Genomic DNA, 17,258 nt, shown 5'->3' on the forward strand with positions numbered 1-17,258 from the left:
GCGCCGGTGCGGCGTCGCGGCGATGCGGATCAGGAAGGCTCGCCCGGCGGGGCGTGCGGTTCGCCGGCCAGCCAGGCGTGCGCGTCCGGCGGCGGGGCGTCGGGGTCGCGCCGGCCCAGCGAGAGGAAGTCGAACAGCGCCGGGTCGGCCAGCTGCGAGGGGCGGATGTCGCCCAGCGCGCGGGCGATGGTCTCGATCCGGCCCGGCGATTCGCGCTCCCACTGCGCCATCATCTTCTGCACCTGCTTGCGCTGCAGGTTGTCCTGCGAGCCGCACAGGTTGCAGGGGATGATCGGGAAGCCGCGATGCTCCGCGTAGGCGGCGATGTCGGCCTCGCGCACATAGGCCAGCGGGCGGATCACCACGTGCCTGCCGTCGTCGCTGAGCAGCTTGGGCGGCATGCCCGAGAGCCTGGCGTGGAAGAACAGGTTGAGGAAGAACGTCGCCACCATGTCGTCGCGGTGGTGGCCGAGCGCGATCTTGGTGAAGCCGTTCTGCCCGGCGTACGTGTACAGCGCGCCGCGGCGCAGGCGCGAGCACAGCGAGCACATGGTCTTGCCCTCGGGCACCACGCGCGTCACCACCGAATAGGTGTCCTGCTCGATGATGTGGTAGTCGACGCCGAGCGAGCGCAGGTACTCCGGCAGCACGTGCTCCGGGAACCCGGGCTGCTTCTGGTCGAGGTTGACCGCGGTGATCGAGAACGACACCGGCGCCTTCTTCTGCAGCTGCAGCAGGACGTCGAGCAGGGTGTAGCTGTCCTTGCCGCCGGACAGGCACACCATCACCCGGTCGCCGTCCTCGATCATGCCGAAGTCGGCGATCGCCTTGCCGACCTGGTGGCGCAGGCGCTTGGCCAGCTTCGCGCCCTCGCGCGCGGCGGCGCGCGGGTCGCGCCGGGAGGCGGGTTCGGCGAGGGGCAGGACGGTGCTCATGGCGCGATTTTACCGGCGCCGGACGCCGGCGTCCCGGCGCGGGGCGCAATCGGCGCGCGAAAGGGCGACAATGGCGCTCCGTCCATGCCGTTCCCCGGGAGATTGGTGCCGTGACGCGGATGTCGTTGACCCGTTTCCTGATCGAGGCCCAGCGCGAGGGCCGCATCAACCCGCAGCTGCGGTTGCTGATCGAGGTGGTGGCGCGCGCCTGCAAGCGGATCTCGGTGGCGGTGGGCAAGGGCGCGCTGAGCGACCTGCTCGGCGACGCGGTCAGCGGCGCCGGCGCCAGCAGCGTCAACGTCCAGGGCGAGGCGCAGAAGAAGCTCGACGTGCTGTCCAACGAGATCCTGCTCGAGGCCAACGCCTGGGGCGGGCACCTGGCCGCGTGCGCCTCGGAGGAGATGGAGCACTGCCAGCCGATCCCCGACGCCTACCCGCGCGGCAACTACCTGCTGCTGTTCGATCCGCTCGACGGCAGCAGCAACATCGACGTGAACGTGTCGATCGGCACCATCTTCTCGGTGCTGCGCGCGCCGGACGGCGCCGGCGAGCCCGAGGACGCGCATTTCCTGCAGCCGGGCAGCGCCCAGGTCGCGGCCGGCTACTGCGTGTACGGCCCGAGCACCCTGCTGGTGCTGACCGTCGGCCACGGCACCCACGTCTTCACCCTCGACCGCGAGCAGGGCTCGTTCGTACTCACCCGCCCGAACGTGCGGATCCCGGAGTCGACCAGGGAATTCGCGATCAACATGTCCAACCAGCGCCACTGGGAGCCGCCGATGCAGGCCTACGTGGCCGACCTGCTGGCCGGGCGCGAGGGGCCGCGCGGCAAGGACTACAACATGCGCTGGATCGCCTCGATGGTGGCCGACGTGCACCGCATCCTGACCCGCGGCGGGATCTTCATCTATCCCTGGGACCGGCGCGAACCCGACCGCCCCGGCAAGCTGCGGCTGATGTACGAGGCCAACCCGATGGCGATGCTGGTCGAGCAGGCCGGCGGCGCCGCCACCGACGGCCGGCGCCGGATCCTGGACATCCAGCCCGGCGCGCTGCACGAGCGCGTGGCGGTGTTCCTGGGCTCGAAGGAAGAGGTCGAGGCGGCCACCCGCTACCACCGCGAGCACGACGCGCGCGGCTGACCGCCGGAGCGCGCGGCCGGGCCTGCCGGCCGCCCGCGCAGGCGTGTAAGCTGGCCGGGTGATGCAGCCCGTCGATCCCGCCGAACTCTCCCGCAAGCTGGCCGAGCTGCGGCTCGAGCACCGCGACCTGGACACGGCGATCGCCACCCTGCAGGCGAACATCACCAGCGACGAGCTGACCATCAAGCGCCTGAAGAAGCGCAAGCTGCTGCTCAAGGACCAGATCGCACGCCTGGAATCGGCGCTGATCCCGGACGAGCCGGCCTGAGTCGGCCGGATCGCCCCTGGCGCGCGTGCCGGCGGCACCGGCCTGGCGGCCCCCGCCGCGCGGTCGTGCCGGCGGCCGGGTTCCGGCCGGGCGCCGCGTGCCTCAGTCGGCCGGCGGCGCGTCGGCGTCCGGTCGCACCGCTTCCGGGCTGACCTTCTCGATCGTATGCCGCAGCTCGCGGCCGAGGATGACCTTGGCATCCTTGGCCCAGCCTTCCAGGCGCTGGTCGAACACCAGCTTGCCGTTCTGGTCGAGCTTGACCAGGTCGAGCTCGCGCAGCTTCTGGATGAAGCCGCGGAACAGGCTGCGGTCGAAGAACTCCGGCGCCGCCGGGGCGTACAGCAGGCTCAGCCGCTGCGCGGCCAGCTGGCACAGGCCCTCGAGTTCGCCGGCGCCGAGCGTGCCCGGGCCGTTCTTGGCCAGCACCGAAATGGCGATGTAGTAGCGCTCGAACGCCTGCTGCAGCGGATGGCCGAGCGCGCGCAGGCGGAACACCTCGTCGGACTGGCCGGAATTGCGCTGCAGGACCCCGCCGTCGTCCTCGCCCACCTGCTGCAGCAGGCCTTCGCGCACGAACACGTCGATGGTGCGGTCCACGCGCGCGGCGAAGCCGTCCGGGTCCCAGGGCAGGAACAGCTCGCCCTGCAGGAACGGGTACACGCCGCGGCCCAGGCGCAGCAGGGTGTCGCGGGCCATGCGCCGGTTGTGCTGGAAGCAGCAGGCGATCCAGGCCGAGGCGGTGAACAGGTGCAGGACGTTGTTGCGGAAGTAGCTCAGCAGCACCGCGTCCTCGTCGCCGACGCTGAGCACGTCGCCGAGCGGGTGCGGGATCCGCCGCAGCACGCCGATCTCCTCGCCGTGGGCGACGATCTCCTGCGGCGAGTGCGGGGTCACCGTCACCCGGTCGGAGTAGGGCACCTCGGCCAGCAGCATCTTCGACAGGGCGATCTGCGCCAGCAGGTCGGCCTCGCCCATCGCGTGCTTGGGCGTGGACAGCAGCGCCAGCGCCAGCAGGTTGATCGGGTTCACGTCCGCGGCGCGGTTGATGTTGACCTGGATGCGCTGCGCCGCCGCGTCCACGGTGCGCGACAGCCACTCCGGCTTGTCCTCGTCGGAGAGGGCCTTGCCGTCCCATTCGGCCGCGTTCTCGGCCAGCAGCTCGGCCAGCGGGATCGGCTCGCCGAAGTTCACCACCACCTGGCCGTAGTTCTGCCGCAGCACCTTGGGGATGCCCCACAGCAGCGCCCAGATCGACTCCTTCTCCTTCGGCTTGCCGCTCAGCTCGTCGAGGTAGCTGCTGCCTTCCATCAGCTTCTCGTAGCCGATGTACACCGGCTGGAACAGCACCGGGCGCGAGAGCTGGCGCAGGTAGGCGCGCACGGTCATCGCGATCATGCCGCCCTTGGGCTGGAGCAGGCGCCCGGTGCGCGAGCGCCCGCCCTCGATGAAGTACTCGATCGAGTAGCCGCCGGCGATCAGCTGCGCCACGTATTCGGCCAGCACCGCCGAGTACAGCGCCGAGCCGCGGATCGAGCGGCGGATGAAGAACGCCCCGCCGCGGCGCAGGATCGGGCCGATCACCGGCAGGTTGAGGTTGATCCCGGCCACGATGTGCGGAGGCACGATGCCCTTGGTGTAGAGCAGGTAGCTCAACAGCAGGTAGTCCATGTGGCTGCGGTGGCTTGGCACGTAGACCACCTCGTTGCCGGGCGCCACCGCCTTGAGGTGGTCGAGGTGGTGGACCAGCACGCCGCGGTAGATCCGGTTCCACACCGAGGTCAGCAGGAACGAGGCCGACCGCACCACCGGGTGCGAGTAGTCGGCCGCGATCTCGTAGGCCATGGCGTGGGCCTTCTTCCACGCCTCCTCGACCGAGGTGCCGTCGCGGCGGGCCTGGTCGGCGATCGCGTCCTTGACCGGCTGCGAGGCCAGCACCTTGTCGATCAGCAGCCGGCGGGTGGACAGGTCGGGCCCGATCACCGCCTCGCGCAGGCGGTTGAAGTGGGTGCGCAGCAGGCGCGAGAGCTTGCGCACCGCGCGCTCGGGCGGCAGGTCCTCGTCCAGCAGCTCGCGGATGCTCACCGGCGCGGCGAAGCGCACCAGGGTGTCGCGACCGTTGAGCAGGATCGCCAGCAGCCGGCGGAAGCGGCCGACGATCGCCCAGTTCTCGGAGAACAGCACCGAGAACCAGCCCGAGGCCTTGTCCGGCGAGCGGCCGACGAAGATCGACACCGGGACCAGCTGCACGTCCATCGCCGGATCGGCGCGATGGGCCTCGAGCAGCCGGGCCAGCGATTCGGAATGGGTCTTCTTGGCCGGCGCCTGGCCGGTCGCCAGCGCCAGCGCGCCGCCCATGTTGCGCCGGGACAGGGCCACGTAGGCGCGCTTGCGCCCGAGCGGGTCCCCCGGCAGCGGTCGCAGCGGCGCCGGCATCCCGGCCTCGGCGCAGGCGCGGTCCAGGACCAGGGCGTTCGACAGGCCGTAGTCCTCGAGCACGTAGCACACCGGACGCCCGTCGATCAGTTCCGGTGGCGCCGGCGGCTCGATGCGCAACCCGATCCAGGGCTTGAGCACCCAGCCGGCCAGCTTCGCCCACAGCGGGCGCCCGCTGCGCATCGCCGCCACGCGCGGCGGCAGCGGATCGCGCGCAGGCGCCCGGCCCTCGTCGGGCGGCGGCGGGTCGCCCCCGGGCGGCGGGGCGTCGAACAGGTTCGGTTGCGTGGGCATTCCAACCATTATGCCCAAGCGCGTCGGCCGGGCCGGACCCGCGTGGCCGGTCAGCGATGTCAAGGCCAGCTGAACCAGACCTCCGGACTCGAGCGGGAATCGTGATCGGGTTCACCCGCGCCGCGCCGACGGGACTTGCGCATCTTTACGACTTGTTTACAAGCAGGGGTGCGGCGAGGGGGGCGCCCGCAGTTGCAGTGACTTCGCGATCTCAAGGAGAGAAACATGTCGCCCCGACCCAACCCCCTGGCCACGGCCGTCCGCTGCGGCCTCGTCCTCGCCATGCTTCCGCTCGCCGCGGCCGCGCAGGAGGACGCGTCCACGCCCTCCACCCGGACCCTGGACACGGTCCAGGTCACCGGCTCGCGCATCCGCCGGGCCGACCTGGAGACCCAGGTCCCGGTGCAGATCCTCACCCGCGAGGACATCGACCGCAGCGGCTTCACGTCCGTCGCCGACCTCGTCCAGAACCTGACCGCGAGCGGCGCGGCGCTCAACACCCGCTTCAATTCCTCCGGCAACTTCGGATTCCCGCCCGACGGCGGCGGGGTCGGCGCCGGCGCGGCCACGGTCGACCTGCGCCATCTCGGCGCCAAGCGGGTGCTCGTGCTGGTCGACGGCATCCGCTGGGTCAACGAGTCCTCGGCCTCGGGCGTGGGCTCGGCGGTCGACCTCAACACCATCCCGCTCGCGATCATCGAGCGGATCGAGGTGCTGGAGGACGGGGCCTCGTCGATCTACGGCTCCGACGCCATCGCCGGCGTGGTCAACATCATCACCCGCAAGGAGGTCGACGGGCCCAGCGTGCAGCTGCACTACGGCGACTACAGCGACCTGGCCGGCGGCGAGACCTGGGGCGCGGACCTGGGATGGGGCGGCAGCAGCGACCGCGCGCGCTGGTTCGTCGGTGCGTCCTACTTCAAGCAGAAGGAGATCTCCTCGCTCGAGTACGGGCCGGCCAGCGAGCCGGTGCCGGGCACCGGGCTGTCCAACGGCAGTTCGGCGACGCCGCAGGGCCGCTTCGTGTTCCAGGACCCCAACACCGGCATCGTCTACGACATCACGCCCGATGCCGGGGCGACCGCCCCGACCTATGCCGGCGGGCTGCCCGGCTGCCCCACCGACCGCGCCGACGACTTCCATTGCTTCGGCACCGCCGACCGCTTCAACTTCGCTCCCTACAACCTGCTGCTCACGCCGTCCGAGCGCAAGTCGGTGTTCGGCCAGGTCCAGTTCGACTTCAGCCCGACCTTCGGCGCCTACGCGCGCGTGCTCTACAACGAGCGCGAATCGGCCAACCAGGCCGCGCCCGAACCGATCTTCCTCGGCACCGACGCCGGCGTGTACAACGAATGGGCCGAGACGCGACTGGTGATCTCGGCCGCCAATCCCTACAACCCGTTCGGCTTCGACCTGACCACGGTCGGGCCCGACGCCAACCTGTTCCTGCTCGGCCGCCGCCCGGTCGAGGGCGGGCCGCGCCGCTACGTGCAGGAGGTCGAGACCTGGTACGCCGCGTTCGGGCTCAACGGCCTGTTCGACGTCGGCGGGCGCCAGTGGAGCTGGGACGTCAACCTGGTCCGGAGCGAGAGCGACGCCGGGCAGACCAACACCGGCAGCTACAACGTCAGGCGCATCAACGAGGCGCTTGGCGACCCGGCCGCGTGCGCGGCGATCGCCGGCTGCGTGCCGCTGGACCTGTTCGGCGGTCCCGGCACCATCACCCCCGAGATGCTGGCCTTCATCCAGCCGGTGGTCCACGACCGCAGCAGCAACGAGCTGAGCGTGGCCTCGGCCAACCTCACCGGCGACCTGTTCGACGGCTGGGCCGGCACGGTCGCGTTCGCGGCCGGGCTGGAGTACCGCAAGTACGAGGGCGAGTACCAGCCCGACCCGATCACGGTCGCCGGCGAATACAACGGCGTCCCCTCCGGCGCGACCCGGGGCAAGTACGACGTGCGCGAGGCCTACGCCGAGCTGCTGGTGCCGCTGGCGCGCGATGGCTGGCTGGGCAAGAGCCTGGACCTGAGCCTGGCCGGTCGCTGGTCGGACTACTCCAACTTCGGCGGCACGAGCACCGGCAAGCTCGGCCTGCGCTGGCAGGTGGCCGACGAACTCCTGCTGCGCGGCTCGTTCGCGGAAGGCTTCCGCGCACCGTCGATCGGCGAGCTCTACGGCACCCTCAGCCGCTTCGACGCGACCCTCGTGGATCCGTGCAACAACGAGGCCTCGACCACCCCGCAGTGCGTTGCGGACGGCGTGCCGCCCGGCTACGAGCAGACGAATCCACAGATCTCGGTGGTGACCTCGGGCAACATCGATCTGCAGCCCGAAACCAGCCGCAGCCTGATGCTGGGCGCGGTCTGGAGCCCGTCCTTCGCCGACGACGCGGCATGGTCGGATGCACTCGACCTCGGCCTGACCTTCTACCGCCACACCATCGACGGCGCGATCCAGGCGCTGGACGCGCAGACCATCCTCGATCGCTGCGTCGGGACGCGCGACCCGGTGTCCTGCGGGTTCTACGAGCGCAACGAGCGCGGCCAGATCGTGCGCTTCGACAACATCCTCGGCAACGTCGGCACCATTCGCACCGACGGCTGGGACTTCAGCGCCGACTGGCGCCTGCCCGAGCGGGCCTGGGGCCACCTCGCCTTCGCCTGGAAGACCACCTGGGTGACGAAGTACGAACTGGTCAACGAGGCCGGCCAGGCCGAGCCGCGCGCGCCCGGCGTGGAGATCAACAACAGCGCCATTCCCGAGCGCACCTCGACCCTGGCCGCGGTGTGGCGCGGTCCCGGCGGCTGGCAGGCGGCGTGGACGGCGCGCTACATCGACCGCCTGCGCGAGTCGTGCGGCGGCGCCAACGGCTTCGACATCTGCGACGACAGCGTGGCCGACCGCAACGACCTGGGATCGACCACCTACCACGACGCCCAGCTGTCGTGGGCAGGCGATGCCCGGGCGAAGGACTTCCGCGTCACCCTCGGCGTCAACAACGTCTTCGCCAAGGACCCGCCGATCTGCCTGTCGTGCACGCTCAACGGCTACGACGCCTCGACCTACGACCTGCCGGGCCGGTTCTGGTACGCGCGCGTCGGCTTCGGCTTCTAGCGGACCTGCCGCCACGTCCCTTCCCGCGCCCGGGAAGGGACGTGCTCAGCGCTGCAGCGCCGACTCGGGGACGTCGAGGTTGAGCGACAGCGCGAGGTGGTCGGAGAACGCGGCCGGGACCGCGCGCAGGCCCTCGCAGCGCAGGCTGTCGGTGACCAGGATGTGGTCGATCGCGCGCTGCGGCTTCCACGACGGGAAGGTGTGGACCGCGCATTCGGGCGGCTGCAGGCGGGTCTTGCGGAACAGGTTGCCCATCTCCGGGCAGTCGACCACGCAGTTGAAGTCGCCCATCAGCACCGCGTTGGGGAAGTCCTGCAGCAGCTCGGCGATGAAGTCGAGCTGCATCCGCCGCGACTGCGCGCCCAGCGACAGGTGCGCGACCGCGACCGTGAGCCCCTCGCGGCCGGCGCCGAAGTGGCCCAGCAGCACGCCGCGGCCGGAGATGCGCCCCGGCAGCGGGTGGTCGCTCACCTCGACCGGTTCGAAGCGGCTCAGCAGGCCGTTGGCGCTGGACGCCACCGCGCCCACGCGCCGGTTCGGCTGGTGGGTCCAGTAGTCGAAGCCGGCCCGCTCGGCCAGGTAGTGGGTCTGGTTGGTGAAGCCCGAGCGCCAGCTCCCCGGATCGCTTTCCTGCAGCCCGACGATGTCGTGCTGGCCGGCGAGCTGGGCGATCGCGTCCAGCGACACCCGCTTGCCCACCGGCAGCACGTGCGACCAGCTGCGGGTGGCGTAGTCGCTGTAGCGCCGGGTGCTCGATCCCGCCTGGATGTTCGCGCTGAGCAGCCGCAGGCGTTGCGTGGACATGCCGGTCGCGTCAGCCGCCGGCGCGCACCTGCGCGATCACCCGGTCGGTGTTCTCGATCATCTCCTCGAAGCTGCGCCCCTTGATCCGGTAGCGCCCGTTGACGATCACCGTCGGGGTGGAGTTGGCGCGCTGCTGGGCGATGTACTGCTTGGCGCGCCCGAACTTGGCGTTGACCGTGAAGCTGGCCATGGTGCTCACGAACTGGGCCGGGTCGGCGCCGAACTTCGCGTAGGCGCGGGCGATGTCCTCGGGCGAGTCCTGGCCGCGCTCGCCGCGCAGGCTGCGCTCGACGTGGATGGCCTGGAAGATGCCGTCGTGCGCCTTGTCGGCGATGCCCATCGCCTCGGCGGCGTAGTAGGCGCGCACGTAGGGGTCCCAGTTGCCGCCGAAGGCGGCCGGCACGTAGGTGAAGCGCACGTCGGCCGGCAGCCGCGCCTTCCAGCTGTTCACCAGCGGCTGGAACATGGCGCAGGCCGGGCAGACGTAGTTGAACACCTCGACCACCTCGATCTTGCCGTCGAGCGGCTCGAACGGCTGGCCGCCGGCGATCAGGTCGTAATGCTGCCCCTCGATGGCGAAGGTCACGGCCGGGTTCGCGGCCGCCGCGGGCGCGGCGGTGGCGTCCGCGGCGTCGGCGGTCGCCGGCTCGCCGGCTTCCGCGGCATCGGCCGGGGCGCCGGCATCGGCCGGCGCGGCCGGATCGACGGCCGGCTCGCCTTCGATCTCCTCCGCGGGCGCCGGCCCGGCCGCGGCCGTGGGCGCGGCGGCGGGCGCGGGGGCGGCCGGTTCGGGCGCGGCCTGCTGGCAGGCGGCCAGCAGCAGCGCCAGGGCGGCGGGCATCAGGACGAAACGGGAAGCGGCACGGAGGTTCATCGGCAAGGATTCCTGGCACGTAAGACGTAAGGGACAAAGCCTACCGCGGGCCGGCGCACGGGCCGGTGACCGGCCCGGAGGATCAGCGCGGAACTGCGCGCTCCATCGCGATCAGGGCGTCGGCGATGCGCAGGCTGTCCTCCAGCGTGCGGCCCAGCACGCGGTATCTGCCGTTGATGATGAGGGTGGGGGTGCCCTGGATCCCGCTGCGTGCGGCGAAAGCGTAGGCCGCGTTCATCTTTTCGTCAGTCGCCGGGTCGTCCATGAGCGCGGCGACCTGCGCCGCGTCCAGGCCCTCGCCGGCGAGGAAGGCCACCATCTCGCCGCGCGTGGCGTTGTGGCCCGGCAGGGTGTGCTCGCGGTGCACGGCGTCGAACAGGCGCGGATGGAACTCGCGTTCCCGGCCGAGGGCCTCGAGCACGAAGTACGCGCGGGCGTAGGCGTTGCCGGGGTCGTACGCCGCGGGGACGTGGTGCACCCGGACGTCGGCCGCGGCGCGCCGCTTCCACCGGTCGAACATCGGCCGGAACTGGTCGCAGTGGCCGCAGGTGTAGGCGAACACCTCGACCACCTCGACCGTGCCGGGCTCGGGGCGCCAGGGCTGGCCATCCGCGATCCGGACGTAGTCCACGCCTTCCACCGCCGGCTGCGCCGCCGCCGGCAGGGCCGGCAGCAGGGTCAGCACGCACAGCAGCAGGGCCAGGCGGACGGACATCGGCGGCGCACTGGGGCGGGCCGGGGGCCGGCCCGGCGGGTCAGGTGCCCTGGGCCCCGGCGTCGGGCGCGGCCTCGGCGGCCGGCTCAGCGGGCTCGGCCGGAGCGGCCGGGGCCGCCGCCGCCGCTTCCATCGCCGCCAGGGTGGCGGCGTCGGGGCGCTCGTGCAGGCCCTGCAGGTAGCTGGCCAGGGCCTGGATCTCCTGGTCGCTCAGCGGCGCGGCGATGTCGGCCATGATGTCGAACAGCTTGCGGTCCTGCACGCTGGTGGTGCCGTCGCGGTACTCCTGCAGGCGGCGCTCCACGTAGGCCGCTTCCTGGCCGGCCACGGCCGGATAGGCCGGGCCCGGGTTGCCGGCGCCGGCGGGGCCGTGGCAGGCCATGCAGGCCGGGATCCCGCGGCCGGCGTCGCCGGAGCGGAACAGCTGCTGGCCGATCTCGTAGAACTTCATCCCGTCGTACGGGCCGCCCTCGACCACGGTGTCGTCGGCCAGGCCGGCACCGGCGGCCTTGGTGGCGAAGTACGCGCCCAGGTCGCGCATGTCCTGCGGCGACAGCGGGGCGGCGAATGGCACCATCACCGGGGCCTGGCCGCTGTTGCGCTCGCCGCTCTTGAACAGGGCCAGCTGCTGGGCGATGTAGCGCTCGCTCTGGCCGGCGATGCGGGGATACGGCAGGCCGTCGGCCGGGTTGCCGTCGAGGCCGTGGCAGGCGGCGCAGGTCGAGGCGAGGCTGGCGCCGCGCTCGGGGTCGCCGGCCTGGGTGTCGGCCAGGGCGGCCAGCGCGCTGCTGTCCAGGGGCGCGACCTCGACCGGCGGGGACTCCGGCAGCGGCTCGACGGTGGACTGGGCGAACGCGACGGCGCCGGCCACGAGGGCAACGAGACCGGCGAAACCGATGGCGCGGGCGTGGCGCATTGCTTGGCTCCGGGAAAACGGTAACGCGGCCGCTGGGGCGCGGTCGCAAGACCGGGATTATCGCGGCGCCCCACCGGGACGGTCAAACACCCGCACCGCCCGTGAGAAGCTAGGCGCCGGCCCCACGCCCCCAGGAACCCGATGTCGAACCCGTTCGCGCGCGCCAGCTACCTGCTCGCCGCCCACACCGCCAGGCAGCTGCCGCCCGACGGCGGGGCCGAGGTGGCGTTCGCCGGCCGCTCGAACGCCGGCAAGTCCAGCGCGCTCAACGCGCTGTGCCAGCAGAACGCGCTGGCGCGGGTGTCCAAGACCCCGGGCCGGACCCAGCAGCTGGTGTACTTCGCCCTGCCGCCGCACGAGGGCAAGTACCTGGTGGACCTGCCCGGCTACGGCTACGCCAAGGTGCCGATGGCCCTGCGCGAGCACTGGCAGGCGTTCATCGACGAATGGTTCCAGAACCGCTTCGCCCTGCGCGGCCTGGTGGTGGTGATGGACATCCGCCATCCGCTCAAGGACTACGATCTGCAGATGCTGGGCTACGCGGTGCGCCGCGGACTGCCCGCGCACGCGCTGCTGACCAAGGCCGACAAGCTCTCGCGCGGTGCGGCGGGCAATGCCGTGCAGGCGGTGCGCCGCCAGCTGTCGTCCGCCTTCGGCGACACCGTCGGCGTGCAGGCGTTCTCGGCCGAAACCAGGGCGGGCGTGGACGAACTGCGGGCGGTGGTGGCCGGCTGGCTGGACATCGCGCCCGGGGACTGACGGCGGGATCGCGGGGGCCTGCGCTCCCGCCATCCCGGGTCGGGACCGGGACGCAGCTGCGTCCGGTCGCGCCGCATGGCATTGCCCGGCCCCGGATTGCGTGTGTCCGGGAACAGGCGGCCGGTCGCCGCCGTGGGAGACATGCGATGAAGGTTCGAAACAGGGCGCTGGCCGCGCTGCCGGCACTGCTGCTGGCTGCGGCGTCCGCCGGCGCGGCCCCCCACCCCGAACTCGAGGCCGAGCAGGTGAACCTGCACCCGGCCGCGGCCTGGACCGCGGTGGGCGGCCCGGCCGGGCAGCAGCTGGCGCAGTCGTTCACCGTGGGTCGCAAGGCCTACCTCAGCCACGCCATGCTGCCGATGAGCTGCCAGCCCAGGGCCGACGTGCGCGTCACGGTCGAGAAGACCGACCCGGCGGGGCGGCCCAACGGCAGCGTGATCGCCTACGAGGAACTGCCGGGACACCTGTTCACGTCGGCGCCGACGCCCGCCGTCGGCATGCGGATGATCGAGTTCGGCAACCCGCCGCTGGTGGTCCCGGGGACCTACGCGCTGGTGGTGCGGGTCAAGGGCAAGCACTCGTGCGCGGTGGTGGCCAGTCCGCCCGGCGACTGGTACTCGGGCGGGAAAGGCTGGTTCATCGCCCTGCCCAATCCGCCAGAGTGGATCGAGCTGTTCTCCGGCGAGGGCACCCACGAGCTCGCCTTCCAGGTCTACGTGCGGCCGCTGTAGTCAGGCGGCCACGTCGAACAGGCGCCCGACCGCGGAAGCGGCCAGCATCGCGAACACGCCCCAGAAGCCGACGCGCAGCGCGCCTCGCAGCACCGGCGCGCCGCCGAGGGCGGCGGCGGCCGAACCCGAGAGCAGCAGTCCGGCCACGGTGGCGGCGGCGACCACGGCTTCCACGTGCGCGCGGGGCGCCAGCAGGGCCGCGAGTACCGGCAGGGCGGCGCCGGCGCAGAACGCGGCGGCGGAGGACACCGCCGCCTGCACCGGCCGCGCCCGCAGCTCGTCGGTGATCCCGAGTTCGTCGCGGGCATGGGCGGCGAGGGCGTCGTGGCGGGTGAGCTGTTCGGCGACCGTCCGCGCCAGCGCCGGGTCGAGCCCGCGCCGGCGGTAGATCGCGGCCAGCTCGTCGAGTTCGGCCTCCGGATCCTCGCGCAGTTCGCGCCGCTCCACGTCGAGGTCGGCGGCCTCGGTGTCCGCCTGCGACTTGACCGAGACGTACTCGCCCGCGGCCATCGAGAACGCGCCGGCGACGGTGGCGGCCACGCCGGTCACCAGGATGGTCTCGTGGGTCGCGCCGGCGGCGGCGATGCCCACCACCACGCCGGCCACCGAGACGATGCCGTCGTTGGCGCCGAGCACGGCCGCGCGCAGCCAGCCGGCGCGGTGGCTGCGGTGGAGTCCGGGGTTGCGGCTGGTCATGGGATGCGCGGGTCCCAGGTGGCGTCGGGCGCATTGTGGGCCAGCGTGCGGACCCGTGGCGGAACGCGACCCGTTCGCAGGTGCCGCCCCGGCGCGGCCCTATTCGAGCTCGAGCACCAGGGGCGCGCGCGGCGGCAGGGTCAGGACGTCGCCGAGCCCGAGCCGTTGCCCGGTGAGCACGTCGCGCCCGCCCCGCGCGCTGCCGAGCGCGCCGGCAAAGCGGGCAAGCGCCAGGGGCGTGGCCGCGTCGTTGCGGTTGAGCGCGACCATGACCCGCTGGCCCTCGTGCTCGCGGAAGTACACGTAGACGCCGTCCTCCGGCGCGTAGTGCACCAGCCGGCCGTGGTGCACTGCCGCCGCGCCCTTGCGCCAGTTGAACAGGCGGCGCACGAAGTCCTGGATCTCCCGCTGCTCCGGCGACAGGCCCTCGCCGGTGAAGGCGCTGGCCGGGTCGCCGTCCCAGCCGCCCGGCATGTCCGCGCGCAACAGCCCGTCGTGGCGCTCCTTCGGCCCACGCAGCAGCACCTCCGAGCCGTAGTAGAACTGCGGGATGCCGCGGGTGGTGGCGACGAACGCGATGGCGAGCTTCCACAGCCCGAGGTCGCCGTCGACATGGGCGAGCAGGCGCGTGGTGTCGTGGTTCTCCGCGAACACCACCAGCGCGTCGGGATCCGGGTACAGGAAGTCGTTGGCCAGCGCCTCGTACACCGGCATCCAGCCGCTCTCCCAGGTGTCTGGCCGCAGCAAGGCCTCGCGCAGCGCGGTGTGCACCGGGAAGTCCATCATGCTGGTCATGTGCGGCACGTGGCCGCTGGCGTTGGCCTTGCCGCGCTGCCAGTGGGCGACGATGGCCGGGTTGTCGCTCCATTCCTCGCCGACCATGGCGAAGTCCGGGTACTCGTCCATCACCGCCCTGGCCCAGGCGCTGAGGAAATCCGCGTCGGCGTAGCCGAAGGTGTCCTCGCGGATGCCGGCCAGGCCGGCGTACTCGATCCACCACAGCGTGTTCTGGACCAGGTAGCGCGCCAGGTACGGGTTGCGCTGGTTGAGGTCGGGCATGGCTTCGACGAACCAGCCATCGGTGAAGCCGGCGCGGTCGCCCGGCGCGGCGTGCGGATCCTGCACCGTGGAGCGGCGGTGGTTGGTGGGGACGAAGCGGCCGCCGTGGTTGATCCAGTCGCGGCTGGGCAGGTCGCGCATCCACCAGTGCTCGGAGCCGATGTGGTTGAGGACCACGTCCATGACGATGCCGAGGCCGCGTGCGCGCGCCTCGCGGGCGAAGGCGCGGAAGTCCTCGTTGCTGCCGAAGCGCGGGTCGATCCGGTACAGGTCGGTGATCGCGTAGCCGTGGTAGCTCTGCTCGGGCTGGTCGTTCTCCAGCAGCGGGGTCGGCCAGATGCGGGTGAAGCCGAGCGAGGCGACGTAGTCGAGGTGGCGGCGCAGCCCGGCGATGTCGCCACCGTGGCGTCCGTAGGGTTCGGCGCGGTTGGCCGCCTCGCGCATCCCGGGCACGCTGTCGTTGGACGGGTCGGCGTTGGCGAAGCGGTCCGGGGTGACGAGGTAGATCGCATCGCGCGCGTCGAAGCCGCGCGGCGGCGCGGGCTCGCGCGCGTCCAGGCGCCAGGGATGGGAGGCCACGACGGCGTCGCCGTCGAGCAGTTCGATCGCCATCCCGCCCGGGGTGGCGTCGTCGTCGATCGCCACCGTCACGAACAGGTAGTTGGGGCTTTCCAGCGCCGCGGTCCCGAGCACGCGCACGCCCGGGTGGCGGATGCGCGCCTGCAGCGCCGCGATGTCGCGTCCATGCAGCATCAGTTCGACTTCGGCGTGGCGCATGCCCACCCACCAGTTCGCGGGCTCGACCCGCGACAGCGTGGCCGCGTGCAGCGGGGCCAGCCAGGCCAGCAGCAGGCAGGCGAGCAGTGCGACCGGCCTCGTGGCGTGCGTTCCCATCGTCCAGTCCCCTTCGTCCAGGTTGGCCCGAGGCTAGCGGCGCGGTCGCCGCGGGGGCAATGCGCGCGGCGATGAATTCGTATGCATGGCGCCCGGGCGGCGCCCGCGTCGCGCGCGCCGGTGGCACGCCCGCGTTCCAGCGCCGGAATGCCCGCCGGCCCCGCGGCCCCGCATAATGCGCTGCGGCCGTGGCCGCACCCATGGCGTCCCCCTTCCGAGCCAGCGCATGTCCAGCCCCAGCCACGCAGGCGATACCCCGATCACCCGTCGCGACCAGCTGGCCGGCGTGCTGGCCTCCGGCGAGAAGCCGCGCGAGGCGTGGCGCATCGGGACCGAGCACGAGAAGTTCGGCTTCCGCACCGACGACCTGCGCCCGCCGCCATTCGACGGCGAGCGCGGCATCGAGGCGCTGCTCAAGGGCCTGGTCCGCTTCGGCTGGGAAGCGGTCGAGGAAGGCGGACGGACCATCGCCCTGTACAAGGACGGCGCCTCGGTGACCCTCGAGCCGGCGGGGCAGCTCGAGCTGTCGGGCGCGCCGCTCGAGCACATCCACCAGACCTGTCGCGAGGTGGGCAGCCACCTGCGCGAGGTCCGCGCCGTGGCCGACGAGATCGGCCTCGGCTTCCTCGGCATGGGCTTCCAGCCCAAGTGGCGGCGCGAGGACATGCCGTGGATGCCCAAGGGCCGCTACAGGATCATGCGCGACTACATGCCGAAGGTGGGCAACCTCGGCCTCGACATGATGACCCGCACCTGCACCGTGCAGGTCAACCTCGACTACGCGGACGAGGCCGACATGGTGCGCAAGTTCCGCGTCGCGCTGGCGCTGCAGCCGGTCGCCACCGCGCTGTTCGCCGACTCGCCGTTCACCGAGGGACGGCCCAACGGCTTCCTCAGCTACCGCTCGCACATCTGGACCGACACCGATCCGGACCGCACCGGCATGCTGGACTTCGTGTTCGAGGACGGCTTCGGCTACGAGCGCTACGTCGAGTACCTGCTCGACGTGCCGATGTACTTCGTCTACCGCGACGGCCGCTACATCGACGCGGCCGGCAAGTCGTTCCGGGATTTCCTCGACGGCCGCCTCGACGTGCTGCCCGGGGAGCTGCCCACGCTGCGCGACTGGAACGACCACATGACCACCGCGTTCCCCGAGGTGCGGCTGAAGAAGTACCTGGAGATGCGCGGCGCCGACGGCGGTCCCTGGAACCGGCTGTGCGCGCTGCCGGCGTTCTGGGTCGGCCTGCTCTACGACGATGCCGCGCTCGACGCGGCCTGGGACCTGGTGAAGGATTTCAGCCGCGAGGAGCGGCACGCGCTGCGCGACGGCGTGCCGAGGCACGCGCTGGGGCTGCCGTTCCGCGGCGGCACCGTGCGCGAGCTGGCGCGCCGGGCGCTGGAGATCGCGGCCGCGGGCCTGGCGCGGCGCAACCGCCGGAACGATGCCGGCGACGACGAGCGCGAGTTCCTCGCCCCGCTGCTGGAAGTGGTGGACGCCGGCGAGACCCCGGCCGAGCGCAAGCTGGCGCTGTACCACGGGCCCTGGCAGGGCGACATCGACCGGGTGTTCCGCGAGTTCGCCTACTGACCGCGCGGTTGCCGTGGCCGGCGCCATCGCGAC

Annotated in this window: 14 protein-coding genes; 6 read left to right on the forward strand and 8 right to left on the reverse strand. The window is 72.2% G+C overall.

Going from position 1 to position 17,258, the window contains the following annotated elements:
- Positions 1–29 precede the first annotated feature (29 nt).
- The gene (ttcA, locus tag LUTJ29_RS0108250) at positions 30–935 is read right to left on the reverse strand and encodes a tRNA 2-thiocytidine(32) synthetase TtcA (RefSeq protein ID WP_027072106.1); all 906 of its coding nucleotides are present in this window, start codon (positions 933–935) and stop codon (positions 30–32) included.
- A gap of 110 nt (positions 936–1,045) precedes the next feature.
- Between ttcA and LUTJ29_RS0108255 the strand changes: the two genes are divergently transcribed.
- Positions 1,046–2,077, forward strand: coding sequence for a class 1 fructose-bisphosphatase (locus LUTJ29_RS0108255; RefSeq protein ID WP_027072107.1), 1,032 nt, complete (start codon positions 1,046–1,048; stop codon positions 2,075–2,077).
- A 61-nt stretch (positions 2,078–2,138) separates the two neighbouring features.
- Positions 2,139–2,345 carry a DUF465 domain-containing protein gene (locus LUTJ29_RS0108260; protein ID WP_027072108.1) on the forward strand — a complete coding sequence of 69 codons (207 nt, stop codon included), beginning with the start codon at positions 2,139–2,141 and terminating at the stop codon, positions 2,343–2,345.
- 102 nt (positions 2,346–2,447) lie between these two features.
- On the opposite strand, the gene plsB is transcribed toward LUTJ29_RS0108260, so the two are convergent.
- On the reverse strand, positions 2,448–5,072 hold the full coding sequence (gene plsB / locus LUTJ29_RS0108265; protein WP_027072109.1) for a glycerol-3-phosphate 1-O-acyltransferase PlsB: 2,625 nt from the start codon (positions 5,070–5,072) through the stop codon (positions 2,448–2,450).
- Between the two features lie 225 nt (positions 5,073–5,297).
- Here plsB and LUTJ29_RS0108270 point away from each other — a divergent pair, with 225 nt between their 5' ends.
- Complete coding sequence (locus tag LUTJ29_RS0108270) at positions 5,298–8,186, forward strand: TonB-dependent receptor (RefSeq protein ID WP_043740868.1); 2,889 nt, start codon at positions 5,298–5,300, stop codon at positions 8,184–8,186.
- Positions 8,187–8,231: 45 nt separating this feature from the next.
- Here LUTJ29_RS0108270 and LUTJ29_RS0108275 read toward each other — a convergent pair whose 3' ends face one another.
- From LUTJ29_RS0108275 to LUTJ29_RS0108290, 4 genes are all read right to left on the reverse strand, one after another.
- The gene (locus LUTJ29_RS0108275) at positions 8,232–8,990 is read right to left on the reverse strand and encodes an endonuclease/exonuclease/phosphatase family protein (protein ID WP_043740870.1); all 759 of its coding nucleotides are present in this window, start codon (positions 8,988–8,990) and stop codon (positions 8,232–8,234) included.
- A gap of 10 nt (positions 8,991–9,000) precedes the next feature.
- Positions 9,001–9,864, reverse strand: coding sequence for a thiol:disulfide interchange protein DsbA/DsbL (locus LUTJ29_RS0108280; protein ID WP_043740871.1), 864 nt, complete (start codon positions 9,862–9,864; stop codon positions 9,001–9,003).
- An 82-nt stretch (positions 9,865–9,946) separates the two neighbouring features.
- The gene (locus tag LUTJ29_RS0108285; RefSeq protein WP_027072113.1) at positions 9,947–10,579 is read right to left on the reverse strand and encodes a thiol:disulfide interchange protein DsbA/DsbL; all 633 of its coding nucleotides are present in this window, start codon (positions 10,577–10,579) and stop codon (positions 9,947–9,949) included.
- A gap of 40 nt (positions 10,580–10,619) precedes the next feature.
- Positions 10,620–11,495, reverse strand: coding sequence for a c-type cytochrome (locus LUTJ29_RS0108290; RefSeq protein WP_027072114.1), 876 nt, complete (start codon positions 11,493–11,495; stop codon positions 10,620–10,622).
- 141 nt (positions 11,496–11,636) lie between these two features.
- Between LUTJ29_RS0108290 and yihA the strand changes: the two genes are divergently transcribed.
- Entirely contained in the window at positions 11,637–12,254 is a 618-nt protein-coding gene (yihA, locus tag LUTJ29_RS0108295; RefSeq protein WP_027072115.1) for a ribosome biogenesis GTP-binding protein YihA/YsxC, read from the forward strand.
- Positions 12,255–12,400: 146 nt separating this feature from the next.
- A complete protein-coding gene (locus tag LUTJ29_RS0108300; RefSeq protein ID WP_027072116.1) occupies positions 12,401–12,985 on the forward strand; it encodes a hypothetical protein in 585 nt (194 codons plus the stop codon).
- Here LUTJ29_RS0108300 and LUTJ29_RS0108305 read toward each other — a convergent pair whose 3' ends face one another.
- Both LUTJ29_RS0108305 and LUTJ29_RS0108310 read right to left on the reverse strand, forming a co-directional pair.
- Positions 12,986–13,681, reverse strand: a complete 696-nt coding sequence (locus tag LUTJ29_RS0108305) for a VIT family protein (protein WP_027072117.1) — start codon at positions 13,679–13,681, stop codon at positions 12,986–12,988.
- 99 nt (positions 13,682–13,780) lie between these two features.
- On the reverse strand, positions 13,781–15,634 hold the full coding sequence (locus LUTJ29_RS0108310) for a glycoside hydrolase family 13 protein (RefSeq protein WP_027072118.1): 1,854 nt from the start codon (positions 15,632–15,634) through the stop codon (positions 13,781–13,783).
- A gap of 226 nt (positions 15,635–15,860) precedes the next feature.
- Here LUTJ29_RS0108310 and LUTJ29_RS0108315 point away from each other — a divergent pair, with 226 nt between their 5' ends.
- Complete coding sequence (locus tag LUTJ29_RS0108315; RefSeq protein WP_027072119.1) at positions 15,861–17,225, forward strand: glutamate--cysteine ligase; 1,365 nt, start codon at positions 15,861–15,863, stop codon at positions 17,223–17,225.
- Positions 17,226–17,258 lie beyond the last annotated feature (33 nt).

Source organism: Luteimonas sp. J29, assembly GCF_000472505.1.
Taxonomy (GTDB): domain Bacteria; phylum Pseudomonadota; class Gammaproteobacteria; order Xanthomonadales; family Xanthomonadaceae; genus Luteimonas.